Source organism: uncultured Butyricimonas sp., from assembly GCF_959596855.1.
Taxonomy (GTDB): Bacteria; Bacteroidota; Bacteroidia; order Bacteroidales; family Marinifilaceae; genus Butyricimonas; species Butyricimonas muris.
Genome location: NZ_CAUFYA010000048.1, coordinates 13,860 through 33,231 on the forward strand (window position 1 = coordinate 13,860; position 19,372 = coordinate 33,231).

At 44.4% G+C, this 19,372-nt stretch carries 14 protein-coding genes; all 14 read right to left on the reverse strand.

What is annotated here, in order from left to right; genetic code table 11:
• Nucleotides 1-96: 96 nt before the first annotated feature.
• From Q5866_RS17180 to Q5866_RS17245, 14 genes are read right to left on the reverse strand one after another with little or no spacing between them, the layout of a single operon-like run.
• Nucleotides 97-2,220, reverse strand: a complete 2,124-nt coding sequence (locus Q5866_RS17180; protein ID WP_303181491.1) for a S8 family serine peptidase — start codon at nucleotides 2,218-2,220, stop codon at nucleotides 97-99.
• Between the two features lie 30 nt (nucleotides 2,221-2,250).
• Nucleotides 2,251-3,324, reverse strand: coding sequence for a type IX secretion system outer membrane channel protein PorV (gene porV / locus Q5866_RS17185; protein WP_303181492.1), 1,074 nt, complete (start codon nucleotides 3,322-3,324; stop codon nucleotides 2,251-2,253).
• A gap of 10 nt (nucleotides 3,325-3,334) precedes the next feature.
• Nucleotides 3,335-4,378 carry an Omp28-related outer membrane protein gene (locus Q5866_RS17190; protein ID WP_303181493.1) on the reverse strand — a complete coding sequence of 348 codons (1,044 nt, stop codon included), beginning with the start codon at nucleotides 4,376-4,378 and terminating at the stop codon, nucleotides 3,335-3,337.
• A 22-nt stretch (nucleotides 4,379-4,400) separates the two neighbouring features.
• The gene (locus tag Q5866_RS17195; RefSeq protein ID WP_303181495.1) at nucleotides 4,401-5,450 is read right to left on the reverse strand and encodes an Omp28-related outer membrane protein; all 1,050 of its coding nucleotides are present in this window, start codon (nucleotides 5,448-5,450) and stop codon (nucleotides 4,401-4,403) included.
• A 2-nt stretch (nucleotides 5,451-5,452) separates the two neighbouring features.
• Nucleotides 5,453-7,042, reverse strand: coding sequence for a DUF6029 family protein (locus Q5866_RS17200; RefSeq protein WP_303181496.1), 1,590 nt, complete (start codon nucleotides 7,040-7,042; stop codon nucleotides 5,453-5,455).
• Nucleotides 7,043-7,046: 4 nt separating this feature from the next.
• A complete protein-coding gene (locus Q5866_RS17205; RefSeq protein ID WP_303181497.1) occupies nucleotides 7,047-7,583 on the reverse strand; it encodes a TlpA disulfide reductase family protein in 537 nt (178 codons plus the stop codon).
• 13 nt (nucleotides 7,584-7,596) lie between these two features.
• Nucleotides 7,597-8,382, reverse strand: coding sequence for a DUF1573 domain-containing protein (locus tag Q5866_RS17210; protein WP_303181499.1), 786 nt, complete (start codon nucleotides 8,380-8,382; stop codon nucleotides 7,597-7,599).
• A 52-nt stretch (nucleotides 8,383-8,434) separates the two neighbouring features.
• Nucleotides 8,435-9,922, reverse strand: coding sequence for a BACON domain-containing protein (locus Q5866_RS17215; RefSeq protein WP_303181500.1), 1,488 nt, complete (start codon nucleotides 9,920-9,922; stop codon nucleotides 8,435-8,437).
• A gap of 19 nt (nucleotides 9,923-9,941) precedes the next feature.
• The gene (locus tag Q5866_RS17220) at nucleotides 9,942-11,804 is read right to left on the reverse strand and encodes a BACON domain-containing carbohydrate-binding protein (RefSeq protein ID WP_303181501.1); all 1,863 of its coding nucleotides are present in this window, start codon (nucleotides 11,802-11,804) and stop codon (nucleotides 9,942-9,944) included.
• 41 nt (nucleotides 11,805-11,845) lie between these two features.
• Complete coding sequence (locus Q5866_RS17225) at nucleotides 11,846-13,966, reverse strand: BACON domain-containing carbohydrate-binding protein (protein ID WP_303181503.1); 2,121 nt, start codon at nucleotides 13,964-13,966, stop codon at nucleotides 11,846-11,848.
• Between the two features lie 2 nt (nucleotides 13,967-13,968).
• Nucleotides 13,969-15,288 (reverse strand): BACON domain-containing carbohydrate-binding protein, encoded by a 1,320-nt coding sequence (locus Q5866_RS17230; protein WP_303181505.1) that lies wholly within the window; start codon nucleotides 15,286-15,288, stop codon nucleotides 13,969-13,971.
• A gap of 41 nt (nucleotides 15,289-15,329) precedes the next feature.
• The gene (locus Q5866_RS17235; protein WP_303181506.1) at nucleotides 15,330-16,988 is read right to left on the reverse strand and encodes a leucine-rich repeat domain-containing protein; all 1,659 of its coding nucleotides are present in this window, start codon (nucleotides 16,986-16,988) and stop codon (nucleotides 15,330-15,332) included.
• Nucleotides 16,989-17,004: 16 nt separating this feature from the next.
• Nucleotides 17,005-17,835, reverse strand: coding sequence for a hypothetical protein (locus Q5866_RS17240; protein ID WP_303181509.1), 831 nt, complete (start codon nucleotides 17,833-17,835; stop codon nucleotides 17,005-17,007).
• Nucleotides 17,836-17,852: 17 nt separating this feature from the next.
• Nucleotides 17,853-19,367 (reverse strand): RagB/SusD family nutrient uptake outer membrane protein, encoded by a 1,515-nt coding sequence (locus tag Q5866_RS17245; protein WP_303181511.1) that lies wholly within the window; start codon nucleotides 19,365-19,367, stop codon nucleotides 17,853-17,855.
• Nucleotides 19,368-19,372 lie beyond the last annotated feature (5 nt).

Consider the following 19,372-nt stretch of genomic DNA (forward strand, 5'->3'; position numbering starts at 1 on the left):
CTTGTAAAAAAGGGGGAGAACAACCCAACGGATCATTCTCCCCCGGCAAACAAATTATGAAAAAAAAACACACTCATTCAGCTCGTCAAATCAAGCTCATATCTTAATGACATTCACAGCCTGAACCCCTTCATCACTGCTGAATTTCAACACGTAACGTCCGACAGGTAAACGGGATATATCCACCGTTTCTTCACCGGAATTTTTATTATTACTCAATATCTTCGTGAATACGCGCCGAGCCATTAAATCATACACGTTTACACTCTTCGCACCTTGTGCGCTTCCCCATTTCACATTTAATATGCCGGTTGTAGGATTCGGGTAAACAACGATGCCCTTTTCCGGTGTCTCAGGCTTTTCCGGCTCGGGTTCTTCCTCCGGTAATACCTGAGCCCAACGAATTTCTACCACGTTCGACAAACCGGAAACGTTCCCCCACGGATCCGCACTTGTCAAAGCATAATAATCTATCGTATTTCTATTTGCGGATTTAGGAAGTTCTACTGTAATCCTCTCTCCCGCTTCCTTGCCCCGTAAATCTATTTCTTCCATTTCTGCCCGGTCTAAATCAGCAGCATTCAAAGGTTGATCACTTCTATACAAATTACATTTTCGGGGAGAACCGTCATTCTGATCCGAGGCATTACTCCACACCAGATAATACCCTTCATTTTCCTGTTTGAATTGCAAATCACTCACCTTTTCCGGTGCTACCCCGTCATTCTTCCATAAAGCCAGATCGGCACGAGCAACCCCTTTCCCCATCAAGGGTGCATATTCCGGTTCTGTATCTTCAATACTCATTACGGATTCCAATAAAATTTCCTTTAACCGGACAGCGGTAAAATCTTTACCAGCATGGGCTGAAACAATCAACGCCGCAATACCGCTCACGTGAGGGCACGCCATAGAAGTCCCATTCATATACCCGTATTTATTGTTCGCCAACGTACTGAAAATACCAAATTCCGAGGGAGATTTCTCTCCGCCGGGTGCGGATATATCAACGGATTCGTCATAATTCGAATAAGCAGCTTTTTTTCCTTGGTTCGTCACGGCAGCGACACTGATACAAACCTCGTAACTTGCCGGGTAAGTATCCGTGTGCCGACCGTCATTGCCTGACGCCACGACAACCATTCCTCCCCGCATAGGACTCCCCTCGCTGGAACCCGCATTTTCCACGAAATACTCGATGCCTTGCTTCAAAAGACTGTTGGAATAAGGAAAAGTCCAGCTACACTGGCAAATAACAGCACCATTATCCGCGGCATACACAAATGCGTTAGCCAAAGCTTCCCAATTTTGAGTCACTCCCCCCGTGTAAGTACCCACTTGATTCAGCATAATCCTCACGCCGTCTCCTTTACCCGTTCCTCCGGCAATACCGCAAACGCCAATCCCGTTATTATTCACAGCCGCAATTGTCCCCGCGACATGAGTACCGTGATCCTCGCGGCTGATCGTTCCCGAACCCGCGACAAAATTGTACCCGTAAATATCATCCGTGTAACCGTTGTTATCATCGTCTGTTCCGGCTACTCCATTCAATTCCTTTTCATTAATCCATATATTATCTTTCAAGTCTTCATGAAGATAATCCCCGCCAACATCCAAAACCGCAACAATCACGTCCCGGTTTCCTCCGGTTACTTCCCATCCCTTGAATAAACCGATATGTGCGTTATCCGCAGTTTCCACGCTCCCGGTCCGGTCATAATGCCATTGTTTCCCCAAGTAGGGATCATTGAACGGCAAGCTCTCCCCCTCTCCCCGACCGAGTGCCGATACAGTCACGGGTAAAGGCATAGGCTCCGGTATAACCCGCTCCTCCGCCACTTCCAAAACACCGTCCTGCACGGAAAAATAATCCACCACATCCTGTGCCCGTGTACCTTCCGGTACTTCTATCTTGTACCATAAATCCAACCCGAACGCTTTATGACGTTCCTCGAACTTACCGGCAGGCGGAAAGACACGCTTGATATTCACGTTTTCCCATTTGCCGACTGTCCGATTGCCACCGTCATCGCTCGCGTAGGCGGCAACCTGCTCCCGTTGAAACTGAACGTAAACAACCCCTGTTGCAAGTCCATCCGCGGACGAATCCGGTTCTGTTCCCGATATTATATTTTTATCTTGACAAGCGATACAAAACAGGAATGCAATGCCAAACATTCCCCCGCGTGCCAAATTCATTAACCTGTGTGTTTCCATGTAGTTATTTTTGAATTGTAAAACCTCGGGTTACTTGAAACAATAGCCTAATGACAACTTGAATGTATTCTTGTAAGGCGCATCTTTCTCTCCGGTCGGGAACAGATAGGAAGCATCCAGCATAAAACCTTTCCGGGCAACCCCGCCTCCTAAAGTCAGGTATTGCCGGTAACCGTATATCTCGCTTTCATGGAAATATCCTGCCCTCACCGCCAATAACTCCCGCCATTCATATTCCGCTCCCAATTGCCACACGATACTTTTCAAGAATTTTTCGTTCCCGAAAGAACCCGCTATGTTTTTCAATACGCTTTCATCCTTTTTGTCCGGATCATACGTTCTCACCATTAACTTGTTAATATCCAATGAAACAGATACCCGGTGCCAATAATTCACCCGCATCTCGTACGCGCCGCCCAAACGTAGATTTGCCGGTAAATAAGCCTCCTTCCCCACGGTCATATAAGCTATTTTGGAGCCGATATTCGAGATATTCACCCCTACACGCCAAACCGACAGCCATATACCGTCCATTTTTTTTTGATAAAAACACGAGATATCAAAAGCAACAGCACCGGAAGGATCGCACCCGTCCGCATCCGGCATTTTCAGTTCTCCCAACCCCGTGCGGATATATTTAAACGTCAACGCGGCTGAAAAACATCGTCCGAATCTCCGGCTATATGCGGCTTCCAGCACGTAATCCGAGGGAGAAAAACTACCTGCCGATTCACCTGTCGCACCTGTCCCGGCAAAATCATCTCCTTTCAAATACCGGATTCCTGCCGCTATCGTCTGCTTCTCCCCCAAACAGTAATACCCGTTCAGCGAGAATAGATTTTGTCCTTTAATCAGATTTCTCATCCAAGGTAAATAACTAAACGCCACACCCCCTCGCTCCTTCACGAAAGCATAGCGGGAAGCATTATAATACATGGAATACACGTCCGGTCGACCTGCCACTCCGGTTTCCGCCATTCCTCCGCCGCGGGCATCCGGGGCTATATTCAAGAAAGGAACAGCGGTCGACACGACCGCTTGTTCCTGTCCAAAAACAATACAGGACGGAATGATGAATAATAGACAAATAAATACTTTCAACATAATCCTGAAATTATTCTATTTCCTGAAAATCCACACTCTTTCCCAGTTTCACCCTCGTACAATTCAACACGGTTCCGTCATTTTTCATGATATAAGCGACCACGTCCACCTCATCGCGTACCAACAAAGGAGAAATATCATACGTGTAGGATTTCGTGAGCAATTTAGCTACCTTCAGTTCACCTTCTTCCAAAGGATCGCCCAGCACGTCCGTCAAGTAACGCCGCACCACATCATCATGGATATAAGTTTTATCCCAAGAAAGATCATCCTGCAATTGCTCGTAATTCAAACCATTTTCAACAAGCACCACTGCCACCCGACAAGATTTGTCATATATACGCATCGTTTTCACCTTCATGTCGATATATGCTTTATCACCTTCAATCCGAGTCGTTAATGCCACTCCGATATCCGTTTTATCCGGTAAAAAAGATTGCATATCCTCGAACCCCTTGGCTTCATTCCACCATCTCACTCCATTCAACACGCCAACCGGATAAGTCAGATAACAATTGAATTTTTTCATCAAGGGTTCCGCGTATGGCTTCAACTGCATCGGATCATCCCCTTCCATAGGACCGTGGAAGGAAATTTTAATCAATCTTCCCGGAGCTTTTTCCCGTGCCGCATTGATACTATAAATCATCCGGGGACAATTCATACAATAGGTACTTGTAAAATGAAAAAGCAACAAATTCGCCTGGTAATATTCCTCCTCGACTGAGGCTATTTTTATCTCTTGAGAAACTTCTCCCTGATATTCTGCCGTGAATACGAATTCACCCAATTTTGTAGTTCCGAATTCATTCCCGTCAAGAAATTTTTCCGATGTACGTTCAAATATCCGACTTTTAGAGGTCACGTCAACTCCGTCGTATTTCACCGTAAATACTGCCTTGTCATCCCCGGATTTATAAATCGTATCCTTATCCACGCTGAATACCAATCCTTTTTCACTCGGATCCGGTCCATCTCCTTCACTTCCTCCTCCACAGGCATTCACTAACACAATCAAAGCAACTGCCAACAAACACAAAACACTTTTTTTCATTTTCATTTCTTTTAAAATTAAACTATTCTACTTCATTCCATGGATTTCTGTTCGCATCATAAGCCTGCATCAGATAATCCCGCTCATTTCCAAGTTTCACCCCTTGGCAATTCACCGCCTCTTTCTCGCTTCCCCGGTAACGCACCAGATAAGCGATAACCATCATCTCGTCTTTCTTGTAATCCGAAGAAATCTCCTTTTCATAAGTTTTCTCCCATTCCTCGTCCGCGGCAAGACTCGTGATCTTGTCCCCTTTCAAATCCGTGAGGCAATACCGGAAAATATTATCATACCGGGTTGTCGCATACATACAATTATCTTCGGTTATCAATACAACCAAACGACAATCACCATCCAAAGGAACCAAAGTTTTAACCTTGACTTTCACTTTAGCCTTATTCCCTTCCAGAGAAGTAAACAAAGCAATTCCTTGCTCACCTTTCACGGTCAACCGCTTTTTCACCACATCTTTCATGTTATGGGCATTGATCTGATCGATATAATCATAAAAGGCAGGGGCAAAATGTCCTTTACTTCCCAATTCATCCCACAAGAAATTCAAGGTATTCAGGGATTCTGTCGTGGCAAACGGATTGGTCACACCCAAGTTTCCATGATAACTAACGATAAATGTTTCTTCCGGGAATGAAGAATAAACAGAATTCAATAACGTTTTTTTGGCAGGACAATTAGGACAATCCACGCTCGTGAACATCTGGAAAAGTATATTCTTCCGGAATACCGTTTCCCCGCCCACTTGCACGTCCACGTTATTGGATTTCTTTCCTTCATAGGTGGCTTGAAAAAGATAGGAACCGACTTTTGTGGTAGAGAAGACATTCCCCTTCAAAGAGCCTGCTTCCGCATTCACGGCGATAACGCTGGATGCCGAGACATCCTCGCCATTATAAAACACGGAAAAAGTAGCGTAATCTTTCCCGTCCGCCAATAATACCTCTTTATCGGCTTTCAGTACCAACTCGTCCTTCTCCTTTTCATCATTGCTGCTGCTACACGCGACAGACAGGATACACACGCCCAAAGAAATAATAATGCTATACCATTTTTTCATAACTAAAAAGATGTTGTTAATGACAAGTTAAAGCCCGTGTAGGCAGGGACAAACCGGCACACTCCCCCGGAACAATTATAGCCGGCACGATTACGCCCGTAATTCAATGCCACCCGTGTACGGGATACCGCGTAACTGACTCCCGCGGAATAATAATGCAAATCCGTGTCCCCGTAGTTATACATATCCGAAGCAAAGACACTCCACCGGGGAGCCATATTATATTCCAACAATCCAGCCATCCACTCTTTCTGATCCTGTTCCGTCCACAAATGTTGTAACTCCAAACGGAAAGAGTTCTTTACATTCAACTTATAAGTCACGTCCAACACGACAAGATTGGATTTCCACTCTGCAGGCTTATGTCCGGTTATCAGAGGATTAAAAGATTGCATGGCGTACATCAGAATACACTTGAAACTCGGGCTTAAAGTTTTTGTGATATCCACGCTCAAATCCCGGAATAGCAATTCGTCCCCGAAATCCAACACCTCAAATCCATCCCCGTCTTTCTTGGCTTTCAAATCATAATACGTGGAGAAATTCAATGCTATTTTCATACCTCTTCTTCCTCCCAATTTCGAATCCCGGGGAAAATTATAATAAAAATCTACCTGTCCCCCGATCTCACCATTTCCTTGCGTGGCATAGGGATTCAGATTGGCAAGGGAGTACGTGTATTGTCTTGTCAGCGATGGCAGATAGTTAATCCCCTCGCCGATACCGATCGCGTCGCGGGAAGAACGGAATTCCATGAATTCCAATCGTCTCCCGGATAAAAGTACACCCAGATTATTGCCGGAATACCCGATCTCCATCAATCCGGCATTTCCTTTCTTGTTTTTCCAATCATTGTAAGAAGCGGCATCCCCCGTCTTTTTCACCAACTCACCTTTCAACGTGAAACCGTTATATTCCCATCCCAATCGAAAAGAATAACTGTCCACGCTGGCATCCACGTCTTCCGAAGTCCCGGTATAACGTTCATATCTGCTTAGGAAGCTTCCCTCCAACGTCAGAAACGATTGTTGCAAGTCAAATAAAGAAGAAAGATTCAAACTTAAATCCATTCCCCGGACTTGACTTTCCGCCCGATCCATATATTTGCGGGGATGCCCGTATATTCCCTTCAAGGTAATAAGATCCCCATAGTGATACAGCAGCCGGACTCCTTCAATCGAGGTATTCAATCCCAAAGTACGATCCTCATAAGCCCGAAACAACAATCCGCTGCCGAATTGTTCGTAAAAATCACCCACCCGGACGTTCAATCCCCGATCTTCAAACATCGCATACTTGAATACGATTTTCCCGTCTTTCAATTCTCCGGGCATTCCCTGCAAAACCGGCAAGTACGCCTCGTACATCAATCCCGCGGCGAACTTCCCGAGCCTGTAATCAAATTTCAAGTAATTGTTCGACCCGAAACGGTCGTCCGGGGCTTCCGCCTTGATTTTACTATCCGGGAGATAATAAATCGTATTCGTCTCGAAACTCCCCGACAGAAAACCTTCGCGAGAAACCTGTTGGGCAACAACCGTATTTATTCCCAACACAGACAAAAGCATCCCCAAATAACAATATTTTTTCATTCGTCTATTTTTTAGCTAATTCAACGGTCTTCTGCTTTTGTTCGTCGGCAACCTTCAACGCCTTCAATTTTTCATACACCTCCAACTCGCTCCCCGGCGTGTACCCGGTATGCGTGTATATGATTTTTCCCTCCCGGTTCACGATAAACAAAGTGGGTATTGAATTAACATCCATCGCCCGTTTCAAATTCTGGTTTTTATCCAAAACCACCATAAAAGGCCATCCTCTTCCTGCCGCCATCATCTTGGCCCGTGCAGAGGCACGGCTGTCATCCGTGGACACGGCAACCACCTTAAAATCAAATTCCTTTTTCCAACTCTCGTATGTCTCGGTCAAGGCATCCAACTCCTGGATACAAGGCTTACAGGTCGTTGACCAAAAAGTAAGCACCACCGGAAGCGAATCGTTCATCACCTCCCGGATATCCATTCGTTCGCCTTTTAAAGTCTCCACCTCGGCTTTGGGTAAATCTTTTCCGGAGATCACTGTAAACGCCATACAAGCGATTCCCCATAATATAAATATTATTCTCTTTCTCATTCTTTTTATTTCATTATTGTTTGCACACTACATTTGCCCGTATTTTCAAAATTGTGTTCGGCTGACTAAAATCGTTACTTGTCACCCGTATAGTTTTCAATTGTTTGCCTTCACGTCCCGCCGTGTGAAAAACGACCTTTAATCTCGTGGAATCGCCCGCTCTCACGACTCGGGATTCCGGCATTACTGCGGTACAACCGCAAGTTGTCTCTACCCGACGTATAATCAAATCACGTTTCCCCCGGTTTTTCAATTTAAAAAAATGAACTGCCTTCTGTTCCTGTTGCACATCTCCGAAATCAAACTCCGTCATATCCCACGAAATCTTCGGTGCCATGCTCTTTTCTTCCGGTGTCATTCTCGTGAAATCCTCCATAATCTCGGCGGTAATCAAAAAAGGCTGTTGACACTCGCCTCTCGCCCGATCCGGAATAAACACCATCCGTTGTACACAGCTTCCGTACTTTTCACAATTCCCGGATACAAGACGTACATACACTTTCACCGTGTCTCCCGGCTCTATATACCTTTTGGTCTGAATGACACGAATCCAGTCCTCCGAAAAACGAAATTCCGGCTCCATGGTTTTCGTGGTAGGATTATACAAAATCAATGTATCTGTCTTCTCTTCTCCGAATATCATTTCCCCAAAAGAAAAGTGGTCTTTGTCAAACCTGACCCCGCTAATCTCGTGAGGGAAGGTGCTCACTCCTCCCTTTTTCGGGAAGAATGAGCACGATACCAGCATCCATAACGACACCACACTAATTAATAATATTGAAGAATACTTTAACTTCATAACAAAACAAGTAATTAGGGATGTCCCAAAAGAATATCCCCGAACAACTTAATTAAGGACGAGTTGTCATTACACTTATCTTTTGGTTCAAATTATCGCTTGTGGCTGTCATACCTTTCCGATGAACATTATACTCAAAAGGATACATAATAGGTCCTCCCAATTGTGTATATGTAATTGTAATCACATCCCCATCAACCACATAGGAAAGTTGACCATTATCACCATCTTTTGAAATTTCCCACTCTACATTAGCATCCACTGTAACCACAAATGTTTCCCCACTATTTCCAAACGTGAACACATGCTCTGTCGCACTCAGCCTGATATACGGCTCCACGACCTCTTTAGCTTGTTTAACATGAATTTCTTTCACGATCAACTCACGCCCGTCAGCATCCGTTCCTATTACGATAACATCGCCTTCTCTTGCCTCTCCCTCATTTTTATCCAAGCTGATAGTCATCGTATTCTTATCCAAAGAAGGATGAATCCATTCCGCATCTTCGGCAGATACAACTACATTCACGATATGCGAGGATAAATTTTTCACGTAACGATAATATGCATATTCCTCGGATGTAGCTTCTATATCTACATTGGAAGTCCCTGACGTCCCGGGATCCGTTGACAAATCCATCGTGATAGCTGAATACGGTTCCTGTTCCACGAGAATCGTTTTTCTGAATCCGGTTTCCTCGTTCTCCAACAACAAGAGAACATAGCGTTGCGGATCATCGTTCTGCTCTGCAACTACAATAATTTCATTATCTAATTGACTACAAGTCAACCAAGGAGCACTTGTCATATAGCCTTCATCCAATGTCCAGCTCATATCCCCATCCAAGGCAATCGTAACTGCTTTTTCTCCCTTTCCGTCAAATGAAATCCGCTCGGTAATTTCAGCAACCACAGACTCCTGCGTCAACTTGATCTCTTTCACGACCTTCTGGTCCTTGGCATTCTTAATAACTACCGTTGCTTCACGCGTAATACCCCAGAAATTCGGTTCGATATTCAACGTGATATCCGAACGACTCGCATCATACCCTTGAGATACCTTCACCCACTCCGTCATTTCATACGTGTAACTCACGTTTGCCTCCACGGTGATCTTCATCGCTCCTCCTTCCGGTTTAATCAGGTAAGAGTCCTCACCCAACACCTTCAGCACCACGTCTTCTTTCTTTTGAGAAACCTGCAATACTTGATCCGCCAAGCCTTCCGACTTCACTGTGATTTTTCCGCTACGTTCCCCGTCAGTCGTGTTTTCCGTGGCCGTTACCTTCACGGCGGCATTACCGTTTCCGGAAGTTTTATCCACCTTGAACCAATCGCCCTCTTGGGTTAACGTCCATGCACCATTGGCAAAAATAGCCAACGCATAATCGCCTTCCTCGTTGGCAAATACATGAGAAGTCTCTGCCAAACTCAATACCGGTTCAATTTTGATTTCATCATCATCATCGTCACATGCCGTGAAAATGAACATTGAACTCACAAGCATACACAAACCAGTAAATAATAATCCTTTTTTCATAAAATTCATTTTTAGTTTGTTACTTACAATTAATCCAGCCGTAGCCGTCCCTTTGCATACAAATATTCGTTTTACCAGCCCAAGCATAATCATTTCCGAAACGAGGATCTTCAAGAATAGTGTAGTCCAACTCTGCATCCACTCCACCCATCATATTCTGGCTCACGTCCAATACAACAATTTTCGATTGAACCAATTCTTTCGGGAGATCGCCGGTCAACCTATTGTCACCCAAAATTAATTCATACAATTTCGGAGCTTTAAAGGCAGCCATCGGGAACACATCCTTAATACGACTCTTGCTCAAAATACAACTTTTCAATAGCGGGGCATCAAAAATCTCGGGAGGAATAGTTCCCTCTATATCACAATTCCGAATAGTCAGATAAGTCAATTTCTGCATCTTACCCAAGAAGGAGGGGATTTGAGTCAGTTTTCCCGTCTCTACACGCAAATAACTTATATTCGTTTCTCCCAACTCTTCCGGCAACTCGCAGATATCTGTCGATTCAAAAGAAATCCAATTCAATTTTTTTATTTTGCACAGGTCTTTTGACATCTCCGTACCCTGCATGACCGTATTCCCGCCAACACTTTGGAACGTGCCCATGAAAACCACTTTTTCCAAATTCACACACTGGACTATCTCTGAAGGTAACTTCAAAGCTTTATTCCCTATACATGTAAACTCGACAAGATGAACCAATTTTCCGATCTCTGCGGGCAACATCAAATTCGTGTATGTACAGGAAGCAAATGTCAGTATCTTCAACTCGTCGAGATCTCCTATTTCCGCCGGAACTTGGTCAAAGGTCCAATTCCCGAAATTTAAACTGCGAACGGGTAACTCGGGATGATCATAATTTAACTTCACGCCCTCCCACTCTGTCAAAGGCTTGGAAAAATCCCAACTGGTAGAACCATGAGAAATAACATGATTATAAATGTTGATGAGAGTCAGACTATCCCGTTCCCGAAGAGTCGGCTTATTCTGTATCACCTCGAGTACCGCCTGTCTGTCTCCACAATGTATAATCACCCGACATCGATGAACAGCATCCGTTTCATTCTGTTTAAAAGTAAACAGTAATTCGGATTCACCTTTCCCCCCGGACACAGGCACATCCACGATCCAATCCGGTTGCTTCTCATCCTCAAATTCCAAAGTCCAATCTCCGCTTGTGCTCAGCATCACCAAACCTGTTCTTTTCTGGCTTCCGACTGACAACATTTCGGCACTCAGGCTAATCTTCGCCTCCCATGCCTTCTGAATAACGGTGATCGTTTCTTCCTTCTCTCCTACTTTCGCTGTCAGGATACCCCGGCGCTCTTCGCCGGGATTATCTTTAACATTCATCATAAATTGGGTCGAATTCAAAGTATAGCCCGCGGAAAGCGTGATCCACTCCGCGGCGGAAGTCAATTCGACCTCAACATTACTATGTATCACCACGGCTCTTTCACCGATATTATACTCCACCGTAATCTCTTTTTCCGGTATCACCATATCCGGTTCGGAACCGAATTGAGTCACGTTCAATTCTTGGCTTTTCGTCCCGGCTTGTACGGTTATTTTAGAAACTCTCTTTTCCGTTCCGACATTTTCCGTCGCGGTAAAATTCACCGAGTGCTCACCACCGACACCCGTATTCTCCCCGTCGACCTTAAACCATGTACCTTCATCCTTCCCGATACACCATCCCCGGTTCGTGGAAATAGTCATAGCAGTCTCTCCTCCCTCTTTTTGAAACACAATCTCTTCCGGATTAACGCTCAATTCCGATTCGGGCAAAACAGACTCCACATCGTCACTATCATCGCATCCCAACAGTAAACTTACTAAAGCAAGGAATGCATATTTCGCTATTATATTCTTTCTCATATTTCATTCTTTTGAGTCATTCATTTCTCAGGAAGTAAAAATCATTCTTGGGAAGAGCAATCCTCAAGGCCATAACCATCCTGCTGGGGACAGATAAATGTCTCCGGTTTCCAACGTTTCGAACTCCACATCTTAGACGACTTCACGGCTTCCGGAATTTTCCCGCTCAACCGATTCCCCATCAGGAACAAATTCGTGTAAGTTCCCCGTGAAGATGAAGCCCCCACATCATTCCCGAACTCCGCGTAACTCTCAGGTATCGTACCCGTAAAATCATTCTCGCTAAGATCTATCGAGTGTAACTTTTTCAAATTCATTAAGTTAATTGGCAAATTTCCGGATATATGGGTATTACTTATAGCTATCGACACCAAATTCTGGCATTGTATCAAACTCGTCGGAAACGATCCGCCGACCTTCGTAAACTGGCACGTGAATCCACGTAATTCAGGCAAAGCCTCAAATCGGTCAGGAATACTGTTATCTTTAAAATTCATCCTAAAAAATGAAATTCTCTCAAGGTAAGGCATATCAAAAACAAAATCGAAAAAATCTCCTTCCCACAAACGGATATCGCTAATTTCCAATTCACGCATATGTGTCAATTTCCGGAACGCCTCTACCGGAAATCCACTCATTTCAGGCTGAATACCACAAGTAAACTTCTCTAATATCACTAGATTTTTAATACTCTCCGGGAGCGTTCGAAGACGATTCACACTGATATCCAACTCTTTCAACAGAACACATTTTTCAAAAACGACAGCCGGTATTTCTTCGATACCCGTTTTCGTCAAAGAAGGAGAATTATCCGGAACATCCTCAAAGTTAGTCGAAAGGTTTAATTTTTCCAGATTCGTCAACCGGGACATCTCTTCCGGTAAAGAACCATACAAATAATTTTTAGAAAGATTCAACTCTTTCAACTCGGTCAGGTTACCAATAGATGCCGTAAGTTCATGGGTCATCAGTCCTGATGCAATAATCAAACCTGTCATACGTTTTTCTCCGTTAGGCATGGTCGTGAATTGAACATCATTCCAACTTGTCACCGGTTGTCCCATTGTCCAACCGACCTGCAAACCCACTTTTTCGTTAGAATTATACCGCACCAGATCCATCAACACCAAACTGTCCGAAGTAACCGGATTATACGGTAACTGGATTACTTTTACAATCTGTTCCTTCGCCGTCCCCCCGGAAGTATACTTGATTTTCAAATCAAACTGACGGGAAGTATATTTGTCGTTCGTTTGCACATCTGCCAACAAATGACTGCGAACCCCTAATGCATACGTTCCGGTATTGCCGGGAATATTCCTCGTGCGCCACTCGCTCACCCAATCGGGGTTTCCAACAACTTCATACTCCCAAGAAATATTGGTACGTGCCTGAACCTCCATCACGTTATAATGCGATCCCAAGTACACCGTATCACTGAACAAGCGTACAAAATCCACGCACGGGGATTGTTCTATCGTGACCGTTCGAGTGTAATCCCCCATCTTCTGGGCAATCGTGAACGACGTTTCCCGCTTGACACCCTCGTTATCCGCCACCAAAAAATCATACAGTCTCTCGTAATCTTCCACGGAACTATACCCGCCGGCATCCGCTTCCCGGTACTGGAACCAGTTTTTGGACATGAAAGTCACGTTATAATCCACGTTCGACAAAATATGCAATCTATATTGATTCTGTTCAAAATCGACAACTACCCGATTAGCATCTTCTCCGTCCGGAATCTCGACACCGTTCACATAAACAACCGTCTGAATACTTTCTCCCAATTGCACGACATCAAATGTCAATTTACGGGTTCCACCCTTCAGTATCACCTGGCAACGTCTTTCTTCCGTCGAAGTATTGGCAGTCACCGACACCACGATATCTTCGTTCTCATTTCCCGAAATCTTTGACAAAGTACACCAGTTTGCCGTGGTCACGGCTGTCCAACTCACGTTGGTAGAAAGACTCATGGTAGCAGTCCCTGCTTCTTGGATAAATAAAAATTCGGTGATATCCTTCACCTCAAAGATTTCATTTACCGGTCCTACCGGCTCATCAGTTTTATTATCACTATCAGAACAACCGAACGGCAGTATCGTTACCAAAATGATACCCAATAATATACTCCATCCTTTAAAATTCATTCTTTTCATAATTATTTCGTTATAATGTTAGTCCCGTTAAGACGGACTGCCCCGCCGTTATTTGAGGTCGTCGTCAATAATTCAACGGGTAATACCCCGGATAAACCACTGTTTTTCGCTAAATCCAGTATCGTTATATTCGTCCATACCGTCCATTCTTCAGGAACCTCTCCGGTAAAATTATTCGAAGCTAACTCTAACCCTGAAATTTGCGGAATATTCGACCACACTGCCGGCAAAGTACCGGACATCTCGTTATTGGAAACCACGAAAAAGTATAATCCCGACAAGTTCCCGTATTCCAACGGCAAAGAACCGATCAATTTGTTCCCGTAAAAATCCACTTCATACAAATTTTGCAAGGCACACCATTTTTTAGGCAACTCTCCGGTAATATTTCCGTTACTACTTTCAAAAGTGTTAGAAATCCTTATCGTTTTCAATGATTTACAACGCGCAAATCCATCAGGTAACTCTCCCCCGACAAATGTCGCAGAAGCTGTAAATTCTTCCAAGTGGGATAAATACTTCACATCCTCCGGGATATAACCGTTCTTACCGATATTTCCCCTCAATGCCACTTTTACCACACGCCCGTTTCTCATCATATCGGAAGCCCAATTTTCGAGCGGTCCCACTTTCCAATCTTTCAAGTATCCGGCTGCTTTCAGTTGGTCACCCCCGATAGCATCATAAAGTTTCAACAAAGCCAAACTATCCTGTTTCCGGCTATCCGGCAACGCTGCCTCTTGGGTTAACTCGAACAAACAATTCTCACTATCCGCGGATTCAAAAGAAATGGTTCCCATCCGGTCTGCAGAAATTTTGTTTTCAGAGAAGTGCAAACGAACCAAATGAGTTCCCGCTTCCCCACCGGAAGGCTCGACAGATAACCAATTCCCGGACACGGTAGCCGTCCAAGGCTTCTCCGCGTGAACAATCACGGCATAATTATCATTCAAATCATAAACCGAAGCCTTGTATTCCGATAATGACAATTTCCCGGTTTGTCCTTTTTGCATGATATCAACCTCTTTTATGCAATTCCCGGCTATTAGTTTCAACACGGTCATACGCGGGTTAAAATCATCATTTTCCGAGACAATTACAGAAAACTGTCCGGACTCCTTATGGTCTTGTACAAAGCACCACGCGGCATCGGAAGTCACCGCCCAATCCGCTGAACTTTGAATCAAGACACCCTGTTCTCCTCCTTCACTCCCGTAATTTAACATGGAAGTCGAAAGCTCAATCGAGTCTACTTTCTCGTCCTCATCGTTACACGATAAGATACAAACGAGCAATACCCATATACCAATCCATTTTTTCATAATCACATATGTTTATTCTTGCAACTTACTTATCGAAATATTCAATAAACCCCGGGACCATCCTCGTATTCACATTTAGGGGGAGAAGGCACGCCTTTCACCCGGGGACACCCGTCATATTTCACGAACAACCCCTCGGGTCCCATACCTAATTCCCCTGTAGGATTACCTTCCGCATCAACACCCTCCGTGAGACATTTACAATAACGCTCTATCATCACCTGAGGTAATGTCCAATCAAGTGATTCATTATTCATCAAGTAAAGGCATCTCAACATCTTGCAGTCCGTGATTGTTTCCGGTAAAGACTCCAGCTTATTGTCACTGAAATCAACAAGCAACAAGTTCTTCAAGCCTGACATGGAAGGAATTGTCCGCAATTCATTACCGGACAGGAACAAATCAGACAACATAGGCAGATTCATAAAATTATCCGGGATTGTCGTCAATTTATTTCTCGATACATTCAGACTTGTCATTGTCTGCCCGTTCCACCCGGAAGGCAACGAACCAATCTGATTATCGGTAGCGTATAAAGCTTGCAATCCGCCGGGAAGCATTTCCGCGGTAATAGCCGTCAACCGGTTATTGCTTAAATCCAAATGTACCAAATTGGATAAAAAGCTTGCCAGATTCCCGACTGTCGTAATCTGATTATCCCGCACATCCAAACTTTCCAAATTCTTGTAATTAGCCAATTCACTTCCCAAAGAAGTCAATTTACAATTTACCATCTCCAGATTCCTCAAATTAGAAGCAGCTGTTAACACAGGCAGAGACTCTACCGGATTGTTACTTAAATCCAAGTTTGACAAGCGCAACATGGCAAACAACTCCGCAGGTACTTCTTTCAATTTATTACCCGCTAATTTTACACCGTAAACCGTTCTCAAATCCTTGAAAAAAGCAGGAATTTCCTCTATATCATTCCCGGAAAGGTCAATATCCTGCAAAGCATCCATCAACTCCATCTCTTGCGGAAGCACTTTTATACGCAATCCGGTATTACCCCACCCGGGAATAACTTCAAGCCCATCATTTCTATCCGTTTCCTGAAGAGTACTTAATCTCAATTCGGTGATTCTTCCCAAAGCTTCTTTATAATACACGTACTTCCATGTGCTGGGAGCCTTCGTTAAATCTATCGGCCAAGCAGAAGGATCTTTCCCGAAATTGGCTTTCATTAAAGCCGCCAAAGCCAAACTGTCGCGAGTCACGGAATATATTCCCTGATTTTTGACTTTATAGCTTTTCTCCACGAACCCGTTCTCCTCAATGACGAAACTGTTGTCGGAAGCCGGAACAAACTCCATCGCTTTCCCACCCCAATAATCAAATAAAACCAACTTTGACAGCGTATAAGCTCCCTCGTTCAAACTCATCGTATCGGACACTAGGGTTCCATCACCCGACAAACGCAAACGATGTCCCTTTTCTACCACTTCCTGACCTTTGGATACCAGATAGATATCCAGCGAATCCAATGAATTCCAGTAAACACCGGCATATGTTCCGCTCCCGGTAACTTCCTCCGCACTATACCCTTGGACAACTTTTTCCGTCAATACAAGCGCAAAGTCACCTTTCTTACCTCCCCCGGGTAGCGGCTCCGGTTCATCGTTCGGATTATCATCATCCGAACATGCCTGCAAAACACATAGACAACTTAGACTCAATAAAAAATATAAAATCTTCTTCATGTGAAACCTCCCGATTTTATTCTACCTTTTTAATTATCTCCGTCACCGGCATATATTCTATCCCATCACCTTCCTGATGAGGGGTAAGCACCAGTTTCATGATTTTCGTACACGTGTTCCAAGTTCCGGTTCCGCGCGCCCACATACGAACCAATTCAGAGGAACCGTTCTTGCCTATCGCCAATAATTGATCGTCCATCACCACGGTATATGCCCCGGTAATATCTTGAACAATTTTTATAGTCAGATCGACACCCGGTGCATAAGGCTGGAGTAATAACAATTCATTAGAACCCTGTCCCCGCACAACCTCAAACGTAATCTTCCCCCCGGAAGCAACCACCGAGGAACTCTCGATTTCATAGGTTCCCGGCATCTCATCCATCTTGAATTCACAAACACGTGACAGATACAACGTGAACACATTATTAAAATTGGCAATCTCACCTGCTGAAGCGGAAACCAAGGTAAAATTGACAAACATATCTTCCTCGGAACTCAAATAATCCGGGATACCGATAACTTTAAACGAACCTATCCGTTCCCCCGCAGGAATAACAACCGTATTGGAAGGAATTTTGTAATGCTTGTTTTCCACGGCTTCCCCATCCGCTCCCGTTAAAGTAATCCCGATAATATATTCTCTCTCGACAGAACTCACTATAGGAGAAGAAACAGTGATCTCTATCTCATTTTTTTCCTTATCATCCACGACAGAAAAAAGCGCATTCGTTTCGTTGAACGCCACGAAGTCCGTCGGATCACTATACAAGTACTCTTTTTCCTCACAAGCCGTTACCATAAACAGCAAAGCCAAGAGCCATCCGAATTTTCTTACTATGCACATATTGAAATGTTTAATTATTAATAATTACTTTCGTTTCCTTTCATCAACGGGTTCACGTCCATCTCGTGTTTCGGGATCGGCCAAGTGAATCTCGGATCATCAGACTTAACTTCTATCGCGTTAAAAGGAGCGTTCGTGTAAGGCTGCGGTTTACGCAAGAATCCCATTTTCCAACGCTTGAGATCCGCCAGACGGAAACCTTCCAAGCACAACTCTTTCGCCCGTTCTTTCTTCACCTCATCCAGTATCTGTGCTTTGGAATAAGATTTTTCCTTCCATCCTTCAATTCTACACACCTTCAACGCGTTCAGAAACTTGTTTGCCATACTCAAATCTCCGTCAGGCATAGAAGCCTGTGCTTCCGCAATAATCAACACCAATTCGGACATCCGGAACAATTTAGGCATAGACTGGTAAGCCGGATTAGTTGAAGATTTATCCAACAGACTACTGTGACCGTCTTTATAACAAACTTCCCATTCCAACCCGTGAGTATACCCCAAACGCTGACGCTCGAAAATCCCGTAACGATAGTCATTCGTCGGATCATCAAACATTTGCAGAAAAGCTCTTGACGGAACAAATTCCGGTTGTAAAGAAGTACCGAAACTCTTTCTGAAATAAGCACCGACACTCCCCTTCACGTCATCGGGAGTCAAACCCAATAGCATGATGACTTCTGCTCCCAGCCCGTCTCCGATAGTCATATACTCGTATTCTTCCCGGCTTTGTGCCAGCGTTAACCCGTTCTGCTCGCAGGCCTCGTAAGCGGTGTACGCTTCGGTTGAAGCCAATGCATAATTCTGTTGGTACAACGCCAGCCGTGCCCTCAACGCATGAATAGCCTGAGTCCCAACCAACAAATTCCTGACGTTCTGAACATCCGTAATATTTACCGTGCGCACCACCCGGTTCGCGGCAGAATCCAGATCGCTATACATGAAATCGTAAGTCTCCTTCAATGTATTTCTCGGTAGGTTCCGCTCGTGGTTCAAGGTCTTCACGATAGGCATCCCCAACTGCTCGTCGGCACGGGCGGGATCGTATGCCTCACAATAATATTTTACCAGTTCGGAATAACAAAACGCCCGAATAAAAAACAAATCTCCCAACATCATTTCCATCGAGATAATTTCATCCTCCGTGGAATTATTCTTGATCGCGGGATAATTATCAAAAATCCGGTTTAAACGCCCGATAGTCAACCACATGGCATCATAAATCGAATTCGCATCCGGGTCATTGGCATTAAATTGCCAGTTATAAATCCCCGACAACATTCCCGCCGAGGCTACCACGGACTGGAACAAATCACACTGGATATCACCGTAAATACGGCTTCCCTCGGTAAATCCACCGGGAGCCTTCATGGATGAATATACTCCCAAGTAATGGAATGAAAAATCATCGGCAGTCTTAAAGGATTCCTCCTGCGGGAGCGAATCGTAAGGATACTTCTCCAGAAAATCTTTACAGGAAACGATTCCCGTGCACAAACACCACCCGATAAAATATAGTAAAACTTTTTTCATGTCCT